Here is an 18,944-nt window from a genome sequence, read left to right on the forward strand (position 1 = left end):
TTTTCTCATTCATAATTAGGGTGGTACCGCGATAATATCTCGTCCCTGCAATGATGCAGAGAGGGGATTTTTTTGTTGTCAGATAAGGAATTAACATGGCGGTGTGGTGAAGTCTTCATTTCATTACTGCTTATAAATGCTTTTTCATAGAAAAGTATAAACCTTCCCATCTGCATACGTACAACTTTAATGCCACCGAAATGTTTCAATAAAGAATAGTTAATGGAGGAATAAAAAATGAAACAATTAAGTTCAGCAGAAATCAGACAAATGTTTATCGACTTTTTTAAGGATAAGGGACATCGTGTTGAGCCAAGTGCCTCTCTTGTTCCAAATGACGATCCGACCTTACTTTGGATTAATAGCGGAGTAGCCACCTTAAAAAAATATTTTGATGGTCGGGTTATACCTGAAAATCCCCGCATTGTTAACGCACAAAAATCAATTCGTACAAACGATATCGAAAATGTTGGATTTACAGCTCGACATCATACATTTTTTGAAATGCTCGGTAACTTTTCGATAGGGGATTATTTTAAAAAGGAAGCAATTGAATGGGCTTGGGAGTTTCTGACAAGTGACAAGTGGATTGGCTTTGAAAAGGAACTTCTCTCTGTCACAGTCCATCCGGAAGATGATGAAGCATATGATATCTGGCTAAATGATATTAAATTGCCAAAAGAGCGCATTATTCGTCTCGAAGAAAACTTCTGGGATATCGGAGAAGGACCAAGTGGACCAAATACAGAGATTTTTTATGACCGGGGAGAAACTTACGGCAATGACCAAAATGATCCCGAACTATACCCTGGTGGAGAAAACAGTCGTTACCTAGAAGTATGGAATCTTGTTTTTTCTCAGTTTAATCATAATCCTGACGATACGTATACACCACTTCCTAAGAAAAATATTGATACAGGGATGGGGCTTGAACGGCTGACTTCCATTATTCAGCAAGTTCCAACCAACTTTGAAACAGATTTATTTATGCCTATCATTCGCAAAACAGAAGCTATTGCAGGTACTGCCTATGGTAAAGATGAAGCAAGTGATACTGCATTTAAAGTTATTGCAGATCATATTCGAACAGTAAGCTTTGCGATTGGTGATGGTGCTGTTCCTTCGAATGAGGGGAGAGGCTATGTACTAAGAAGACTTGTAAGAAGAGCTGTTCGGTTTGCTAAGGAGATTGGGATTGAAAAACCATTTATGTATGAACTTGTCGGTACTGTTGGTGAGATTATGAAAGATTTTTATCCAGAGGTATTGGAACAACATGATTTTATCCAGAACATTATTAAGATAGAGGAAGAACGCTTCCACGAGACATTGAACGAAGGACTTGAGATTCTGTCAGCGATCATGGATAAGGAAAAGGCAGCTGGAAATTTAGTATTTCCAGGAGAAGAAGTTTTCCGCCTTTATGACACATTTGGTTTTCCGAAAGAACTGACAGCAGAATATGTGGAACAACAAGGCTTCACGGTTGATAACGAGGGATACAATCACGAAATGGATAAACAACGAAAGCGAGCAAGGAGCGCCAGGCAGAAGGTTGATTCCATGCAAGTTCAGGATACAATACTGAGTGAATTAGATGCTCACAGCAAATTTGTTGGATATGATCAGATGGAAGTTGAAACAACAGTAGAAACTATCATTGGCGGAAAAGAAGTTATCGGATCGGCCAGAAAAGATGATGAAGTTTTTCTGTTACTGAATGAAACTCCTTTTTATGCTGAAAGTGGCGGACAGGTTGCAGATAACGGATGGGTTTATACAGATACAGCTTCTGCTTATGTATTGGATGTCCAGAAATCACCTAAAGGGCAAAACATTCACCATGTTCGGATAAAGGATGGCGAAATTAAAACAGGTGATTCTGTAAAGGCAATCGTAGACTCCCGTTTTAGAAAATCGGTTATTAAAAATCATACTGCTACACATTTACTTCACCAGGCACTTAAAGATGTGCTTGGAAAACATGTAAATCAGGCAGGTTCACTCGTTACACCCGAACGATTAAGATTTGACTTTTCCCACTACAGCGGTGTTTCAAGTAAAGAACTAGAACAGGTCGAACAGATTGTCAACGAAAAGGTCTGGGAATCGATTGCAGTAGCCATTGATAATAAGAAGCTTGATGAAGCAAAAGAAATGGGTGCAATGGCATTGTTTGGAGAGAAATATGGTGATGTTGTTCGAGTTGTGCAGATTGGTGATTACAGCCTCGAATTATGCGGTGGCTGCCATGTGACGAATACTTCTGAGATAGGATTATTTAAAATTGTATCTGAAAGTGGTATAGGTGCCGGCACAAGAAGAATCGAGGCCGTTACAAGCAAACATGCCTACGACTTCCTGAACGACAAGCTTTCTTTATTAACTACTGCTGCAGGATTGTTGAAATCGAATGAAGAACAACTACCTGAACGAATAGAGAATCTGCAGAACGAGCTGAAAGTCGTACAAAAAGAAAATGAATCCCTTCATGCTAAATTGTCCAATCTAGAAGCTTCATCGATTCTTGATCAGATCGAAAATGTGGAAGATGTTCCATTGCTCGCTCAAAAAGTAGCTGTCAAAGATATGAATCAACTCAGAAATATGATGGATGGATTGAAACAAAAAATGAATTCTGGAGTAATCTTACTTGCAGCAGAAAACAATGGAAAAGTTCAATTGGCAGCAGGTGTTTCAAAAGATTTAATTGAGAAAGGCTTACATGCGGGAAACCTTATTAAGCAAGCTGCAACTATTTGCGGAGGTGGCGGAGGCGGACGGCCTGATATGGCTCAAGCTGGTGGGAAAGATCCTTCCAAAATTGAAGAAGCACTTGTATCCGCCAGAAAATATATCCAGATGAATATAAAATAGGCACAAGGTTTGTATCGCCAGCATTAAAAAAGTATAATAATACCAACAAACATGTTAGAATGGTTTTTAGAAGGCAAACTTGGAACGAGGTGTCACAATGAGTTCAATTGATAAGACAATGAAATTTAATTTTTCAGAAGAGCCATTTGATCAGGATATTAAAGATATTCTTTTAAAGGTGCATGAATCACTACAAGAAAAAGGATATAATCCAATCAATCAAATTGTGGGTTATTTACTATCCGGTGACCCTGCTTATATTCCGAGATATAACGATGCAAGAAATCTGATCCGCAAAGTTGAACGGGATGAAGTAATTGAAGAGCTTGTAAAATTTTATCTGGAACAGAACAGGGAGAATAAATGAAAATAGCAGGATTGGATGTTGGATCAAAAACCATCGGCGTTGCAGTAAGTGATGCATTTGGTTGGACTGCACAAGGTTTAACGACCATCAAATGGGATGAAAATGATATTTACTCTGCCGATGATGAATTAAAATCGATTATAGAAACGCATGAAATTGGAAAAGCTATTGTCGGACTTCCTAAGAATATGAATGGGACAATCGGTGAACGTGGGGAGGCTTCCCAAAGATATGCACAGCATATTGAGGCAGTCCATGGCATCCCCACAGAGCTATGGGATGAGCGCCTTTCCACCATCGCTGCCGAACGTGTATTACTTGAGGCAGATATGAGCAGAAAGAAAAGAAAAAAAGTAATTGATAAAATGGCGGCGGTAATGATACTTCAAGGATACTTAAACCAGAAATGAAGGAGTGATCAAATGGCTTTGGAAGAAAAAGAAAGAATTATTATACCTGATGAAAATGGTGATGAACATTTGTTCGAAGTCTTATTTACCTTTGATGTCGATGAGACAGAACAATCGTATATTGCGGTAGTACCAGCTGAACAGGCAGAAGAGGAAGAAGTCGAAGTTTACGCATTTCGTTTTGAAGAACAGGACAACGAAGATTTCACGCTTTTTCCTATTGAATCTGATGAAGAGTGGGAATTGGTGGAAGAAATGCTTAATACATTGGCAGAAGAGGATGACGAGGCATAATAATGATTTAGGTTAAAGGGGCTGATGTCAGTAACTTAGGCATCAGCTTTTGCCTGTATTCGACTATATTATGGATAAATTGAAGCTTTTTTAGTATAATATAGCGGATGAAGGGGGGATACTGGATGTCTAAGAAAAAAGAGACTGGCAGTTTCAAGAGCAGCCTACTTGCCAGAAGTGAGGAAGCCAGTACAGTAAGAAAGATAGTGTCTATCATCCTTGTAGCACTCCTACTCATATTGATTATTGGTGGAATATCTGGGTTTATGTATGTTAAAACAGCATTGCAACCAGTCGATCCAGAAAGCGATGAGTTGATTACAATAGAAATACCTATCGGCTCTTCCACAACAACAATTTCAACTATTTTGGAGGAAAATGGCATTATCAAAGACGGAAGAATCTTCCGTTTTTATACAAAAATCAATAATGAGTCAGCGTTTCAAGCTGGAGAGTATACATTTACACCTGCAGTTACTTTGGATGAAATAATCGAGTCTCTAAAAACAGGTAGAGTTATATTAGAACCTGTTCATACTATAACAATACCTGAAGGACTGACTGTCGATCAAATAGCAGGGATTTTCAGTGAAAGACTTGATTTTACAAAAGAAGCATTTCTGGAACAGGTCAATGATCAAGATTATATGGAAGAGCTGCTGGAAAAATATCCGGACCTTTTAACCGAAACGGTGCTGGATCCTGATATCAGGACCCCACTGGAAGGTTACCTGTATGCATCGACATATGATTTCTATGAGGAGCAGCCCAGTATTGGGACAATCATTGACAAAATGCTTGCACAAACCCAGAGAATTTACGCCAACTATGCGGAAGAACTGGAACAATTAGATTTTACAGTACATGAAGCTCTTACATTTGCCTCCCTTGTTGAAAGGGAAACTGCGAGTGAAGATCAGAGAATGCAAATATCCCGTGTTTTCTATAACCGTTTGGAAATAGGAATGCCGTTGCAAACAGATCCAACCGTACTGTATGCACTTGGGGAACACAATGAACGGGTAACGTATGCCGATTTGGAAGTTGAGTCACCTTATAATACGTATCATATTGAAGCCCTGCCTATTGGACCGATATCCAACTTTGCGGAAAATTCGCTAAAGGCTGTCGTTGAACCTGCAGAATCTGACTATTTGTATTTCCTTCATGATTCACAAGGTAATATTTATTATGCTGAAACCTATGATGAACATTTACAAAACAGGGATGAATACATGAATTAAAATGGAAATGTGAAGACGACTTCACATTTCCCGTTTTTTATTGTTAGTTAAGAAAGTATTCTAAAAGTACATTTAATTAAAGAGGTAACAAGATGAGCGAAAAACTGAACAATTATTTAATAGAGACACTGCCGCAGCAACATCAGTGGGTTACCGAATTGGAAGCAAAGGCTAAAGCAGACAATGTTCCAATTATGGATAGAGCTGGTATTCATTTTGTGATGCAGCTTGTCCGTATGTCCAAGCCTGCCAGAATTTTGGAAGTAGGAACTGCAATAGGCTATTCCGCATTAAGAATGCTAGATGCCAATCCGGATTCCTCTATTGTTACAATCGAAAAAGATAAAGAGCGTTATGAAGAGGCAATCACTACTATCGATAAATTGAATAGACAATCCAAAATAGAAGTAATACTTGGGGATGCATTGGATAAACTAATGGAGCTTTCATTGCAAAAAAATACATTCGATTTAATATTCATAGATGCTGCAAAAGGACAATACCAACGATTTTTTGAGCTTGCTGATCCAATGCTTAATAAAAACGGAATAATCATTTCTGATAATGTATTGTTTAGAGGGTACGTGGCAAATCCAGAGAATGTACCAAAAAGGTATGAAAAGATGGTGGAGAGATTAAGGAAATATAATGAAATGCTAATGAACCATCCAAATTATACGACATCCATTGTGCCCATTGGTGATGGAGTGGCAATAAGCTATAAACAGAGTTAGGAAAGGGGCTTCGAATTTGCTATGAACAAGAAACCGGTAGTTATTGGTGTGGCCGGGGGAAGCGGCAGTGGAAAAACTTCTGTAACGCGCTCCATTTGCAAACGATTTACAGATAAGACAATACTCGTCATCGAACAAGACTATTATTATAAAGATCAGAGTCATCTTCCACTAGAAGAGCGATTAAATACAAACTATGATCATCCATTAGCATTTGATAATGATTTATTAATAGAGCATCTGCATCAATTAATGGACAACAATCCCGTTGAAAAACCTGTATATGATTATAAAATTCACACAAGATCAGATGAAGTTATCCATGTAGAACCAAAAGAGGTTATTATCGTAGAAGGTATTTTAATTCTGGAAGATCCAAGACTAGTCGAATTAATGGATATCAAGGTATTTGTAGATACAGATGCAGACTTGAGAATCATCAGAAGATTGCTGAGGGATATTAAAGATAGGGGCCGCACGCTTGATTCAGTAATCGATCAATATATCAATAATGTAAGGCCATCCCATCTCCAATTTATCGAACCAACGAAGCGATATGCAGACATCATTATACCAGAAGGTGGACAAAATCATGTAGCAATTGATATTATGGCTACAAAGATTGAGACTATATTATCAAAAAGCAGAAATAAAATAAATTAGTTAAAAATATTGAAAAAATATTTCAAATCTGCCATAGTTATGAATAGTATATTCTTAATACCCAACGCATAAGCTTAAAAGCTTATTTTTATTTGCACAGTGAAAAGAAGGAGTGTTTTTAATGGCTGTAGAGAAAAGTTATTACATGACCCAAGAGGGGAAAGAGAAATTAGAGAAAGAATTGCATTTTTTAAAGACAGATAGAAGGCAGGAAGTAGTGGAACGGATTAAAGTTGCACGTGACTTCGGCGATCTATCCGAGAATTCCGAATATGATGCTGCAAAAGATGAACAAGCTTTCGTTGAACAACGAATCACTCAAGTGGAAAAAATGATCCGCAATGCTGTTATCATCGAAAATGATAATGATAATCCAAATGTGGTCTCACTAGGGAAGTCCGTAACATTTGCTGAATTACCAGATGGTGAAGAAGAAACCTATACAATTGTAGGCAGCGCAGAGGCTGACCCATTTGAAGGTAAAATATCCAATGATTCTCCGATGGCGAAAAGCTTATTGGGACATGAAATAGGTACAGAGGTCACAGTAGCAACACCTGGTGGAGATATTCAGGTTAGAATTGTAAAAGTTGACTAATCATTCGAATGGAAAAAGCGGGGAGCATTCTCCGCTTTTTTATTGCATTTCGAATATCTTTTCGTTCCATTGCGGAATGATAAAGTACTCATAAAATTGCGTTTAATTTTGAAAGTGTTGAGGAATGAATGGTGAACTTTTGAGCCAGGTGACGAAATATCAGGTCAGTGGGTTACAATGATTGTCGAAAGAGATACATCTCCGCTCTGAGGTTGCTGCTTCCTGACCAGGTTATTTAGTAACTTGGATGATATCAACTGAGGACGTGAAGGAGTAAACTCATATTTATATTTGTAAGCTTTGTAATATGTTTTGAATCGGCATATATCCTATAATATGATATTATAATATAGAAATGGGGAGGGAATAGAAGTGAGCAATGACAAACATTCACGCTTGAACAAATTTGAAAAACGCAGAAAAAATACGAAGGCAATTTCTATTTTCCTTCTAGTTGGAGCATTTCTTTTGATCGTATTACTGGGAATCTGGTTTTTTGGTGGCGGTAATGATGAAACCGAAGATAATACGACATCGAATGGAGGAAAGGAATCATCAGACTTCCTGATCACCGAGCAAGAAGATGAAGAAGAGACTGATGAGAATGCTTCTGATAATGATTCTGAACATAATGATTCTAATAGAGAAAACAGTGAGTCAGAAGAAAACGAAGAAGAGAATCAGGAAGACGAAAATAGAGAAATAGAGCCTGCGGAACCATCTGATGATAATGTTGCCCAAGCATATACAGGCAACTGGGAACCAATTGGCACGGAACAGGAAGGTCCTCACACAACCGATTTTAATACCGGGTCTCAGGATCGGATTGAAATTAAAAGGGCTGCTTCTGTAGCAACCGGAATCAACGAGGACGATATGATTGAATGGTGGGTTGAAAATGGTGGGGACCAAAGGGTAATTGCTACGGTTTCCCATCGTGATGAACCAGACGTCTATCGTGTCTTCCTTTCCTGGGTAGATAATGAGGGATGGCAACCGACAAAAGTGGAAATTCTTATTGAGAATGATAAAATTCGATGAACAATAACTAGACAAAACGGAGGAAACATCATGACGATTGGTATTATAGGTGCAATGGATGAAGAAATTGCATTATTATTGGAGAATATGACAGACAAAGAGGAACACACCATCGCCAACTGTCTATTTGCAGAAGGAAAATTACATGGTAAAGATACAGTTCTTCTAAAATCGGGAATCGGTAAGGTGAATGCAGCAATGGCAACGACTATTATGCATGAACGATTTTCACCGACCCATATTATTAATACAGGTTCTGCAGGTGGCTTTGCTGAAAATCTTGAGGTCGGTGATATCGTCATTTCTACAGAAGTCGTTCATCATGATGTAGATGTAACAGCATTTGACTATGCATATGGACAGGTACCCGGACTTCCTGCCATGTATTCAGCTGATAAGGCATTAATTGAAAGAGCAGTATCAGCTATTGAAAAATTGGAAATCAATTTTGAAAAAGGAATCATTGCAACAGGTGATTCCTTTATGGAAGACCCTGAACGCGTTCGGTTTGTTCGTGAGAAATTTCCAACGATGCTTGCATCTGAAATGGAAGCAGCAGCAGTAGCGCAAGTATGTCATCAATACGATAAGCCATTCGTCATTATCCGGGCCTTATCTGATATTGCAGGGAAAAAATCTTCTGTGTCGTTTGAGCAATTTCTTGAAAAGGCAGCTAAAAACGCTGCAGAATTGATTATGACTGTTATAAAGGATATATAGGAATTTAAGTTTTTTAAAGAAGCAGGAGGTGATTGTAAAATCAGTCACTCCTGCTTTAATTCTGCCTTTCTTTCCGGTAATATTCATGAAATACTTTCATTAAAGCTCTTTTTTCAATTCGTGAAACATAGCTTCTGGATATATTCAATTTTTTGGCTATTTCCCTTTGTGTCATTTCATTATAATCATTCAATCCATATCGATATACGATAACTTCACGTTCACGCTTATCCAGAACAGAGAAATACTTCTGCATTTTGGCTATTTCCATATTCAGTTGGATGTATTCAATCACATTATCATTTTCTGCTTCGAGAATGTCGATGAGACTTATTTCATTTCCTTCCTTGTCCTGACCTATAGGATCATGCAAGGATACATCTTTTTTAACCTTTTTGAGTGCTCTCAAATGCATCAGTATTTCATTTTCAATACATCTTGCAGCATAAGTTGCCAGTTTTGTGCCTTTGTTTGATGAGAAACTTTCTACTCCTTTTATTAATCCAATGGTGCCAATAGAGATTAAATCTTCCATATCTTCACCAGTATTCTCAAACTTTTTTACGATATGTGCGACGAGGCGTAAATTATGTTCGATTAACTTGTTTCGGGCTGTTTCACTACCATTTTGCATTTCCTGGATATATTTTGCTTCTTCGTCAGAGGGTAGGGGTTGCGGGAATGCATGATTTTTTACATAGGAAACAAAAAAGAGGGCTTCTTTAATAAGAAGGGCGAGAACTGATAGAATCCCGGACAAACACGATCACCTCCCAGGTGTATAGTATGCTATGCTTCAAGGTGTAAAGATGTGGTTGGGTATTTGCCTATATTACATCTTTATGAAGCATTGGGGCGATTAGTGTCTGTCCAGGAAAAATATCTTTTTAAGGTTTCACACGAATTGTTATCCTGCTGTAACCGGCAAGGAATCCCAGTTCAAGCGGATTGGAACGAGTGAACGTATCGATTGACCAACATACTCGATTCTGTTCGCTGATTTTTAGATCATTGCATATAGTACTCATAACCAGTGGGGGAGGGAAAGGAATACCACTGATTGAAGTTCACTGTATCAAACTTTAAAATGGAATTTCGCCATGCATTTCTCAAGGGCAATTTCCATATCATTATGCGGGTACTTTTTGTCTTCAATAATTTGATAATCCTCCTGACCTTTTCCGGCAATAATGATAATATCACCAGGTTCACTTATATCTATTGCCTGCATGATTGCTTCTTTACGATCAGGTATCATTTCATAATTATCATGCCGCATTCCTTTTTCCATATCGTACAAAATGGAAGAAGGGTCTTCAAAACGTGGATCATTAACCGTTAGGATCACATAGTCGGCAGCTGAGGCTTTTTCAGCCATAATCGGGCGTTTAAGTGCATCACGATCACCACCTGTACCTGCAACAAAAATCACTCTGTTTTGCTTGAATGGAAAAACGGAAGAAATTGACTTTTCGATAGCATCCGGCGTATGTGCATAATCAATATACACACTAATCGGTACTTCTACCTCTAATTTTTGCATTCTGCCGTTCACTTGTTCAATATCCTTAACTGTTCTTGCTAAATCGGCAACGGAATGATCCCCATTTGCATAAACAGAAGCAATGGCAGCAAGGATATTATACACATTAAATTCCCCGAGCAGTTTTGTTTGGATGAAATACTTTCCTTCCGGTGAGAGCAGTGTAAAATGTGTTTCATCTTCATAGTAGGTTATATCCACTGCTTTAAAATCTGCTTCGCTGTATAAAGCATATGAAATGACTTCAAATGGGGTCATCGAATTATAAGCCTCATACCAGGATTCATCCTTATTCAAAACAGCAACTTTCTGCTGTGATAAATCATTTCCCAATTGAGAGAACAGAAGACTTTTTGTATTTCCATATTGATCCATCGTATTGTGGAAATCAAGATGATCCTGTGTCAGATTTGTAAAGGTCACGATGTCAAAATCAATTCCCCATAATCTGCCTTGGATTAAGCCATGGGATGATACTTCCATGATCATATTCTCTATCCCTTGTTTGTATGCTTTATGAAGCATTTTCTGGTTTGTCAGCACATCACATGTCGTATTATTGCTTGGTGAAATTTCATTGTCAAAATCAAAGCCATTTGTACCAGATAATGCAACTTCACAATTGTTTTTTTGGAGTAGATTTTTGATCAAGGTTGTAACAGTAGTTTTTCCATTGGTTCCAGTTACTCCAAATACGGTCATATGTTGAGAAGGATAGCCATAAAATTTGCTGGATAAAATCGCCAATGCCTTCTGTGAGTCTTTCACAACGATGAGAGCATTTTCATTAAGGTCCATTTCAAGCTTTTCTTCCGCAACAATGATGGATGCACCATTTTTAATAGCCTCCAAATAATAATCATGTCCATCGACAGTGAATCCGCGTAAACATGCAAATAAAGAATTAGGTTCAGACTGTCTGGAATCATGATGAATCGATTCTATTTTTTCCGGCAATTTCCCGTATATTTCTTTTATTTTTAAGCTAGCTATTAATTCGTATGTATTCAAAGTAAAAACCCTCTCGTATCATTTATTGCTATACATCCATACATTACGTCTTATTCGTTATTTTAATATACCCTTATCACAAAAAATTTAACCGATTAAATCGTAATAGAGGCTTTTTGAATTATGTTTGATGAAAACTCCGATATATAAATTGAAGTCTGAAGGAAATAAAAGGGGACAGATTAAATCTTAAACCTTTAGAATGCCTTCCTCGCACTTATAGGTTTATACGTTGCTATGTAAACAGTCATTTATAAGCATTCTTCGACACCATGTTCGTTTCCATTCCTCCCAAAAGGGGATAAAAAATGAATTCTCTAAAAGCTAGAATTCATTTTTTATCAAGTATATAGGTTTCAGTTAATCTTCATATCTTTCTTTTAAATCATCACCGACAGTGTTCTTGGATAGAGGAACACCACTTCGATAAGCTGAACGACTTACCATTAGGGAAGACAACGGGGCTGTCATGAAAATGAAAAGGATAGCCAGTAATATTTTGGCATTTACAATACCTTGCGTCATAAAGTAAAGAAATGTGGCAAGCATAATTGTCATGACACCAAGTGTTGCACTCTTTCCAGCTGCATGTGTTCTACTGTACACATCGGGAAGACGGATAAGACCGATCGCACTTAATAAAGTGAAGAAAACACCTATTATGATCAGAATTACGATTACTGTTTCAATCACCGCGTTCAAAAACAGCACCCCTTTCCAAGAATTTCGATAAAGCTACGGTTGATACAAAGGAAAGTATACTCAGAACGAGTACAACATCTGAATAGACGATAGTGTCTTGCAGAATCATAAGAATACCAATAAAACCAACCAACGTAACACCGATAGCGTCAAGGCCTAAAATACGATCGGCGATGGAAGGGCCGATGAGCGTACGTATAAAGAAAACGAGCAATGCAATCGACATGATGACTAATGCGACCATTAAAATTATCTCAAACATTATTTCGTCACCTCCATAATAGCCCGTTCGAATGTATTATGAATCTGATCAACCATTTCATCCTTATTCGGAACATCTATGGAATGAATGTAGATGGTTCTACTATCATCTGAAAAGTCCATGGACACTGTGCCTGGTGTCAATGAAATCAAAGCGGCCAGAATGGATACTTCTAAATCCGTATCTAGTTTCGTGGCGACTGCGACAATGGCAGGCTTATTGTCCAGTTTAGGACTTAATACAATTTTGACAACATCGACATTTGCTTTAATTAGTTCTTTTATAAACAATAACAATAGTTTAATCACAGCCCATACTCGAATGAAATAAAAATCAAATAACAGAAAGCGCCTTATGACGAATAAAACGAATATACCAACGCCATAGCCGATAAAAAAGCTTAGTGCCGTATAATTGTTTTGCAGAAACATCCAAACAACGGCGATAAATACATTTAGTAACACTTGAAAAGCCATAGCAACTACTCCTTAAGAACAGATTCGATGTAAACGGATGGATCCATGATTTGTTCAGCCACTTCCAATGAATATAGGAACATAGGCTCAGCAGCAAATCCAAGTATAATCGTCAATGCTACAAGTGGCGCAATTGGCAGTAGAAGCTGACCAATAGGCATCTTAGCTTGCTCTTCTGTATGTTTCTGTTTGCCCCAGAATGCATAGCTGAAAATCTTCATCATGGAAAATAAAGTCAATAATCCCACTAGCAGTGCTACACCAGATATAACGTACTGCGCTTCTTCAAAACCAGCTAAGATAATAGGAAATTTACTGAAGAAACCACTCATTGGCGGAATACCTGCGAGTGATAGGGCGGTAATGAAGAACATCCAGGCAAGCACTGGGTGTGTCTTAAGTAAACCTCCCATTTGCTTCAGATCTGTTGTACCGGTAATTTTTTGTGCAACGCCAGCAAACAGGAACAGGGCAGTTTTTACAATCATATGGTGAGCAATGTAATAAATTGCCCCGGCAACTGCAAGTGGAGTAAAGATTCCCAGACCCATAACCATATATCCGACCTGACTGATGATATGGTAGGAAAGTATTCGTTTAAAGTCAAACTGTGATACTGCACCCAGAACACCGAATAACATGGTGAACCCGGCAATTGTAACGATAATAATCTTGTGTGTGTACCCAATATCATGGTTAAAGATCAGGGTAAATGTACGGATTATCGCGTAAATACCAACTTTAGTCAAGAGTCCCCCAAATAAGGCGGAAATTGCTGCCGGTGGACCGTAGTAAGATCTTGGCAACCAGAAATACAGTGGAAAAAGGCCGCCTTTCATTGCGAAAACAACGAGAAACAGAATAGCGACAACGTTCAATACTCCGGCCTGCTCCAGTTCTGCAACTCTTTCAGCAAGGTGAGCCATGTTAAGTGTTCCGGTAATAGAATACGTCCAAGCGATAGCGACGATAAACAATGCTGATGCGAATACATTGATAATAACATATTTGAAAGATTCTCGAAGCTGGTAAGCTGTACCTCCGTGAACGATGAGCGCATAAGAAGCAATCAGCATGACTTCGAAAAATACAAACAAGTTAAATAAATCACCTGTTAAAAATGCACCATTAACTCCAATCAAAAGAAAGAAGTATAAAGGATAAAAGTAGAATCTTTCCCTTTCAGGTGAAATAGTTTTAAAAGCAAAGAACAAACACACTGTAGCAACCAGTGTCGCCAATAGAACCATTAGCGTGGATAAAAGGTCTGCAACTAGTACAATTCCAAATGGTGCGGGCCAATTTCCCATTTCAAGCACGATTACCCCGTCCTGATACACAAGAACAGCGAGGTAGATTGAAAGTGCCAGCAATAGTAGAGCGGAGATTCCACTAACTATACGTTGTAATTTGTGATGCTTTATCATTAATATTAAAACGGCTCCAATAACAAATGGAAATATTATCGGAAGGATAACTAAATTATTCATCTGCAGAACCCCTTAATTCTTCTAGATCGTCTGTATTGTGTACTTTGAAAGTACGATAAGCCATTACAAGTAATAATGACGTAACTCCAAAGCTGATAACAATTGCTGTTAGTACCAATGCCTGAGGCAGCGGGTCTGAATACGCATCAGCCTGAAAGTTTAAAAATGGTGATGCCCCCCTTTGCAGACCGGACAATGTCAGCAAAAGTAAATGGACCCCATGTGACATAAGCAATGTTGCCAGAGTTACCCGGAGTAAGCTTCTAGATAGAAATAAATAGATGCTGACTGTAAAAACGATACCGATCATAATAGACATCAATATTTCCATTATTTATCATCCTCCGCAATCGTTAAGATAATTGTGAGTGCACTTCCAACAACTACTAAATAAACACCGAGATCGAAGGGGAGTGCGGTAGTAAGTTCAACCTCCCCAAGTATTGGCAAATGAAAATAATCAAAGAACTGAGTTAAAAATGGGTAGCCGAGTAGCATCGTCGCTATTCCGGTCCCGACCGCAAGCAGCAGCCCCACTCCAATCATCGTTATAAAATTGAAGGGGATTGCTTTTTTTATCATTTTCATATCAAATGCCAAGTACATAATCAATAATGCACTCGCAGTCATTAATCCTCCAATAAATCCACCACCTGGATTATTATGTCCAGCTAGTAATAAATAGATGGAGAAGGTCAATATAATTAAAATGAGAATTCTAGCAAATGTTTGAAGCATAACGTCATTTGATTTTATTTGTTTTTGTTTCACACATCTTCACTCCCTTTTAATCGGAGTTTAATCAAGGTTACAACTGCAAGTGCAGCTATTCCTAACACAAGAATTTCAAGCATTGTATCAAGTCCACGGAAATCTACAAGAATAACATTGACGATATTGTAGCCGCCAGCCAATTCTTTTGCATTTTCAGTGAAATAATCCGAAATGGATGCAAATCCAGCTTCGCCACCCATCGTAAAGGCACTGATGGAAACGAGCGTCATGATAGCACCAAATCCTACAGCAATGAAAAGCTTGAATAAATTAAAACGTATATTGACTGGTTCTTTTTTTAATTTAGGCAAGTGGTAGAAGGCCAACATGAACAGTACAACCGTGACGGTCTCAACAAGAAGCTGCGTCAAGGCCAAGTCAGGTGCTCTAAATACAACGAACATTAAAGCCACTACAAATCCTACAACACCAGTCACAATGATTACGCCGATGCGGTTATTGATAAATGGAACGGAAACGACTGAACCGATAAATATAATTGAAATAACCCACATATACGGATCAATTGGCGATAAATTGGATGTATCAAATGAGAGAACATCATACCGGTAAATCGTGTAACCCAGAATAATAATGATAAAACTGCACATGTAGATGAAATAGTCACGGAGACGACCAGTCATTTGTACTCTCGTTACTCCTTGAGCACCATTGATAAGACCGGCATACCCACCGTCATATACATGATTGAAAATATCACGTTCTCCTTGGTAAAAACCTGATTGAGACCATTTTTTCATCGTAGTAAAAATGAGTGTTCCAAGAATGACAACACCAAAGGTCATAAATAATTCTGGTACAAACCCATGCCAGTGGTGGATATACACATCAAATACTTGTCCTGGTTCGAGAATCCCCGGTAAAATCGCAGCCATAGCTGGCTCAATCAGCGTGTAGGCAAGTATATTAGGGAACAGTCCAAATAGAACTACCAATAAACCGAGGATGATCGGACTGATAAGCATTCCAAAAGGTGCTTCATGTACATGATCAACATCAAGCTCTTCTGGTTTGAATTTTCCAGTGAAAGTCTTGAAAAACATAATTAAACAATATGCAAAAGTAAAAATACTGGCGATCCAAGCTACGATTGGCAAAATTACTCCAAAGGTTTCCAAGTTGAATATCCCATATTCAGTTACATTCAACATTGCAGTAAAGAATAGCTCTTTACTTAGAAAACCATTAAATGGAGGCAGACCAGCCATCGAAGCAAGCCCAATAAGAGATATTGTTGCGGTTACCGGCATAATTGTCATAAGTCCACCGAGTTTTCGGATATCCCGTGTACCGGTTTCGTGATCTATAATCCCGGCTGTCATAAATAGACTACCTTTAAACGTAGCGTGATTTATTAAATGAAATACAGCAGCAAGAATGGCAACGGTGTAAAGCGCATTGTCTCCCTCATTAAAGTAATATGCAGCTGACCCTACACCAAGCAAACTCATTATCAAACCAAGCTGACTAACTGTGGAGAAGGCGAGTATACTTTTTAGATCTTTTTGTCGAATTGCCGAAACCGATCCCCACATCAATGTCGTTAAACCGGTAATTGTTACTATCCAGAACCACTCTGCACTTCCACCAAAGACGGCAGTCAGGCGGGCAACTAAATATATTCCGGCTTTAACCATGGTAGCGGAGTGCAAGTATGCACTTACTGGAGTGGGAGCTTCCATTGCATCAGGCAACCAGATGTGAAACGGAAACTGAGCTGATTTCGTAAACGCACCAAGTAAGACTAGAATCATAGCAGGCAGGAAAAGCGCACTGCCGGTTACCAAATCTACATTGGCAATAATTTCTCTTATGCTGAATGTACCAGTCATAACGTAAAGCAATGAGAACCCACCAAGCATGGAAAGACCGCCAAATACAGTAATAAACATTGACTTCTGGGCTCCATAAGTTGATTTTTCACGATGGAACCAGTAACTGATCAATAAGGATGAAGCGATACTGGTAACTTCCCAGAAAACATAGATAACAATTAAGTTGTCAGAAAGAACAACTCCAAGCATTGCCCCCATAAACATCAAAAGATATACATAAAAATTATTCAATTTTTCTTTTACTTTAGATAAGTAATAAATAGAGTACAGAACAACTAGCGTACCTATTCCTGTAATCAAGAGAACGAATAATAAACTCAATCCATCTATGTACAGATCAAAGTTAATACCAAGGGAAGGCACCCATGGTACTGAACGCACGATTACTTCTCCTGATGAAGTTACAGGTATTAAAGACAGGAAGTAGATAAATAGCACAAGCGGCAGAATCATAACGAACCAGCCAGTGTGTATTCTCTTAAAGTATTTAAAGAAAAATGGAATAACGATGGCTAACAAAAAGGGGGAGATTGTAGCCCAATGTAGTAGTGTCAATTAAATTCCTCCTTTTTAATCGATTAGAGACATGAATCAATCTAGTTTGGTTTTTTTACTCAAGTGCTATGCAGGTTCTGAGCTATAAAACAGTATAACCTATATTTTCAGCACATGCATGTTTTAAAACTTCAATGATTTACTTGGTTATTTCCCTATTTAAATAAGAAGAAACAGTTATTTTTAAAGGAAAATAGTTAGGAAAAAAAATAAAAAAACGATTTCCAATTTACATAATTGGAAACCGTTTTTGGTATTCTTTCATCTGTCTATCCTGAACGTTTAATTTTATGAGTTAACGATCTTTTATGAATCTCTTCTTCAAATAGAGAGAGGAAATCAGGACTTAATTGTAATTCACATGCTGTATAGTAGGATTCGAGCAATAAATCATCTGATAAATTTTCCATCATACAGCCCTCCTAAATCTTAGTCTATTGCTTGAAGTTAATAATAATTTAACATGTTTCTTCAGGCAGGACAAGGTCGAAGTTATCTACAAAAGGATGTAGATAAGTTGTGCATAAAGCTGTTAACTAAACACCTAAACACCTATATGCAAACCTTTCTCAATGTTAGTAAAGTTATCCACAATGCAAATTAAGGAGGAAATTGTCGAACGATTCTTTCGGATATTGGCGATAATTCAGTTATTTATTGGCAATTTTAAGCATAAAGTTATAATTTCGTTCTTTTACATAGCAATCAGTAGTTTTCTCTGTAAAACGTTAGTAAGTTATTATACGATTAGGTTATAATGAGATATTGTATTCAGAGATACGAATTAGACGCATTTGAGGTGTATGGAGATGTTAAATTATTTTTTGCCAAATGAACATGTGAAAAGCGTTTTCGACATCCAGCCGGAAACATTGAAAAAACGAGGGATAAAGGGGATCATCACTGACTTGGACAATACGCTGGTTGCCTGGGATGTCAAGGACGCTACACCAGAAGTTATCCAGTGGTTTAAGTTAATGAAAGATCATGATATAAAAGTAACGATCATTTCGAACAATAGTCAGGAACGTGTAAGTGTTTTTTCTGAGCCATTGGGTACGCCGTTTGTTTACAGTGCGAGGAAACCATTAAGCAGGGCTTTTAGGACAGTTGCCAAAGAAATGGAACTAAAAAAGGACGAAGTTGTTGTAATCGGCGACCAGTTGCTGACAGATGTCCTAGGTGGAAATATCGCCGGTTTTTTCACAGTTCTTGTTGTGCCAATCGTGCAGACAGATGGAAAAATAACTCGTTTTAACCGCAAAATTGAGCGGAGAATTTTAAACTATATGCGTCGTAAAGGAAAAATTAGCTGGGAGGAATAGAT

The 18,944-nt window shown here is 38.0% G+C and carries 21 protein-coding genes and 1 other annotated feature (1 of these 22 only partly in view); of the genes, 11 read left to right on the plus strand and 10 right to left on the minus strand.

Annotated features, from left to right (window positions below; genetic code table 11):
• Positions 1–50 (plus strand) — a binding site (T-box leader) (it extends 159 nt beyond the left edge of the window).
• 187 nt (positions 51–237) lie between these two features.
• From alaS to mtnN, 10 genes are all read left to right on the plus strand, one after another.
• Complete coding sequence (gene alaS / locus MN204_RS10415; protein ID WP_249871011.1) at positions 238–2,877, plus strand: alanine--tRNA ligase; 2,640 nt, start codon at positions 238–240, stop codon at positions 2,875–2,877.
• 97 nt (positions 2,878–2,974) lie between these two features.
• The gene (locus MN204_RS10420) at positions 2,975–3,244 is read left to right on the plus strand and encodes an IreB family regulatory phosphoprotein (protein ID WP_249871012.1); all 270 of its coding nucleotides are present in this window, start codon (positions 2,975–2,977) and stop codon (positions 3,242–3,244) included.
• Positions 3,241–3,654 (plus strand): Holliday junction resolvase RuvX, encoded by a 414-nt coding sequence (gene ruvX, locus MN204_RS10425; protein ID WP_249871013.1) that lies wholly within the window; start codon positions 3,241–3,243, stop codon positions 3,652–3,654. The genes MN204_RS10420 and ruvX overlap by 4 nt, the downstream gene beginning before the upstream one ends.
• Positions 3,655–3,666: 12 nt before the next feature.
• Positions 3,667–3,948 carry a DUF1292 domain-containing protein gene (locus MN204_RS10430; protein ID WP_249871014.1) on the plus strand — a complete coding sequence of 94 codons (282 nt, stop codon included), beginning with the start codon at positions 3,667–3,669 and terminating at the stop codon, positions 3,946–3,948.
• A 125-nt stretch (positions 3,949–4,073) separates the two neighbouring features.
• On the plus strand, positions 4,074–5,192 hold the full coding sequence (gene mltG / locus MN204_RS10435) for an endolytic transglycosylase MltG (protein WP_249871015.1): 1,119 nt from the start codon (positions 4,074–4,076) through the stop codon (positions 5,190–5,192).
• 92 nt (positions 5,193–5,284) lie between these two features.
• A complete protein-coding gene (locus MN204_RS10440; RefSeq protein WP_249871016.1) occupies positions 5,285–5,926 on the plus strand; it encodes an O-methyltransferase in 642 nt (213 codons plus the stop codon).
• A gap of 21 nt (positions 5,927–5,947) precedes the next feature.
• Positions 5,948–6,589 (plus strand): uridine kinase, encoded by a 642-nt coding sequence (gene udk, locus MN204_RS10445; RefSeq protein ID WP_249871017.1) that lies wholly within the window; start codon positions 5,948–5,950, stop codon positions 6,587–6,589.
• A gap of 121 nt (positions 6,590–6,710) precedes the next feature.
• On the plus strand, positions 6,711–7,187 hold the full coding sequence (greA, locus tag MN204_RS10450; protein WP_249871018.1) for a transcription elongation factor GreA: 477 nt from the start codon (positions 6,711–6,713) through the stop codon (positions 7,185–7,187).
• Between the two features lie 372 nt (positions 7,188–7,559).
• Positions 7,560–8,228 carry a YrrS family protein gene (locus tag MN204_RS10455; protein ID WP_249871019.1) on the plus strand — a complete coding sequence of 223 codons (669 nt, stop codon included), beginning with the start codon at positions 7,560–7,562 and terminating at the stop codon, positions 8,226–8,228.
• Positions 8,229–8,258: 30 nt separating this feature from the next.
• Positions 8,259–8,948 carry a 5'-methylthioadenosine/S-adenosylhomocysteine nucleosidase gene (gene mtnN / locus MN204_RS10460; RefSeq protein WP_249871020.1) on the plus strand — a complete coding sequence of 230 codons (690 nt, stop codon included), beginning with the start codon at positions 8,259–8,261 and terminating at the stop codon, positions 8,946–8,948.
• 55 nt (positions 8,949–9,003) lie between these two features.
• Here mtnN and sigK read toward each other — a convergent pair whose 3' ends face one another.
• The 10 genes from sigK to MN204_RS10510 all read right to left on the minus strand — a co-directional run bounded on the left by sigK (position 9,004) and on the right by MN204_RS10510 (position 18,027).
• Positions 9,004–9,708: an RNA polymerase sporulation sigma factor SigK gene (gene sigK / locus MN204_RS10465; RefSeq protein ID WP_249871021.1), complete on the minus strand. Its 705-nt coding sequence runs from the start codon at positions 9,706–9,708 to the stop codon at positions 9,004–9,006.
• A gap of 315 nt (positions 9,709–10,023) precedes the next feature.
• Positions 10,024–11,502 (minus strand): UDP-N-acetylmuramoyl-L-alanyl-D-glutamate--2,6-diaminopimelate ligase, encoded by a 1,479-nt coding sequence (locus MN204_RS10470; RefSeq protein ID WP_249871022.1) that lies wholly within the window; start codon positions 11,500–11,502, stop codon positions 10,024–10,026.
• A 360-nt stretch (positions 11,503–11,862) separates the two neighbouring features.
• Positions 11,863–12,204: a monovalent cation/H(+) antiporter subunit G gene (gene mnhG, locus MN204_RS10475; RefSeq protein ID WP_249871023.1), complete on the minus strand. Its 342-nt coding sequence runs from the start codon at positions 12,202–12,204 to the stop codon at positions 11,863–11,865.
• On the minus strand, positions 12,188–12,466 hold the full coding sequence (locus MN204_RS10480; RefSeq protein WP_249871024.1) for a Na(+)/H(+) antiporter subunit F1: 279 nt from the start codon (positions 12,464–12,466) through the stop codon (positions 12,188–12,190). The genes mnhG and MN204_RS10480 overlap by 17 nt, the downstream gene beginning before the upstream one ends.
• Positions 12,466–12,942: a Na+/H+ antiporter subunit E gene (locus tag MN204_RS10485; RefSeq protein WP_249871025.1), complete on the minus strand. Its 477-nt coding sequence runs from the start codon at positions 12,940–12,942 to the stop codon at positions 12,466–12,468. Before MN204_RS10485 ends, MN204_RS10480 begins: the two co-directional genes overlap by 1 nt.
• Before the next feature lie 5 nt (positions 12,943–12,947).
• Complete coding sequence (locus MN204_RS10490) at positions 12,948–14,432, minus strand: Na+/H+ antiporter subunit D (RefSeq protein WP_249871026.1); 1,485 nt, start codon at positions 14,430–14,432, stop codon at positions 12,948–12,950.
• Complete coding sequence (locus MN204_RS10495; RefSeq protein WP_249871027.1) at positions 14,425–14,763, minus strand: Na(+)/H(+) antiporter subunit C; 339 nt, start codon at positions 14,761–14,763, stop codon at positions 14,425–14,427. The genes MN204_RS10490 and MN204_RS10495 overlap by 8 nt, the downstream gene beginning before the upstream one ends.
• Positions 14,763–15,203: a Na(+)/H(+) antiporter subunit B gene (locus MN204_RS10500; RefSeq protein ID WP_368858663.1), complete on the minus strand. Its 441-nt coding sequence runs from the start codon at positions 15,201–15,203 to the stop codon at positions 14,763–14,765. The genes MN204_RS10495 and MN204_RS10500 overlap by 1 nt, the downstream gene beginning before the upstream one ends.
• Positions 15,200–17,617, minus strand: a complete 2,418-nt coding sequence (locus MN204_RS10505; RefSeq protein ID WP_249871028.1) for a Na+/H+ antiporter subunit A — start codon at positions 17,615–17,617, stop codon at positions 15,200–15,202. The genes MN204_RS10500 and MN204_RS10505 overlap by 4 nt, the downstream gene beginning before the upstream one ends.
• Positions 17,618–17,886: 269 nt before the next feature.
• The gene (locus tag MN204_RS10510) at positions 17,887–18,027 is read right to left on the minus strand and encodes a sporulation histidine kinase inhibitor Sda (protein ID WP_249871029.1); all 141 of its coding nucleotides are present in this window, start codon (positions 18,025–18,027) and stop codon (positions 17,887–17,889) included.
• 399 nt (positions 18,028–18,426) lie between these two features.
• On the opposite strand from MN204_RS10510, the gene MN204_RS10515 reads away from it, so the two are divergent.
• Positions 18,427–18,942, plus strand: coding sequence for a YqeG family HAD IIIA-type phosphatase (locus MN204_RS10515; protein WP_249871030.1), 516 nt, complete (start codon positions 18,427–18,429; stop codon positions 18,940–18,942).
• The last annotated feature ends 2 nt before the right edge of the window (positions 18,943–18,944 follow it).

The sequence above is a fragment of the Oceanobacillus saliphilus genome, assembly GCF_023522835.1.
Taxonomy (GTDB): Bacteria; Bacillota; Bacilli; order Bacillales; family Amphibacillaceae; genus Oceanobacillus; species Oceanobacillus saliphilus.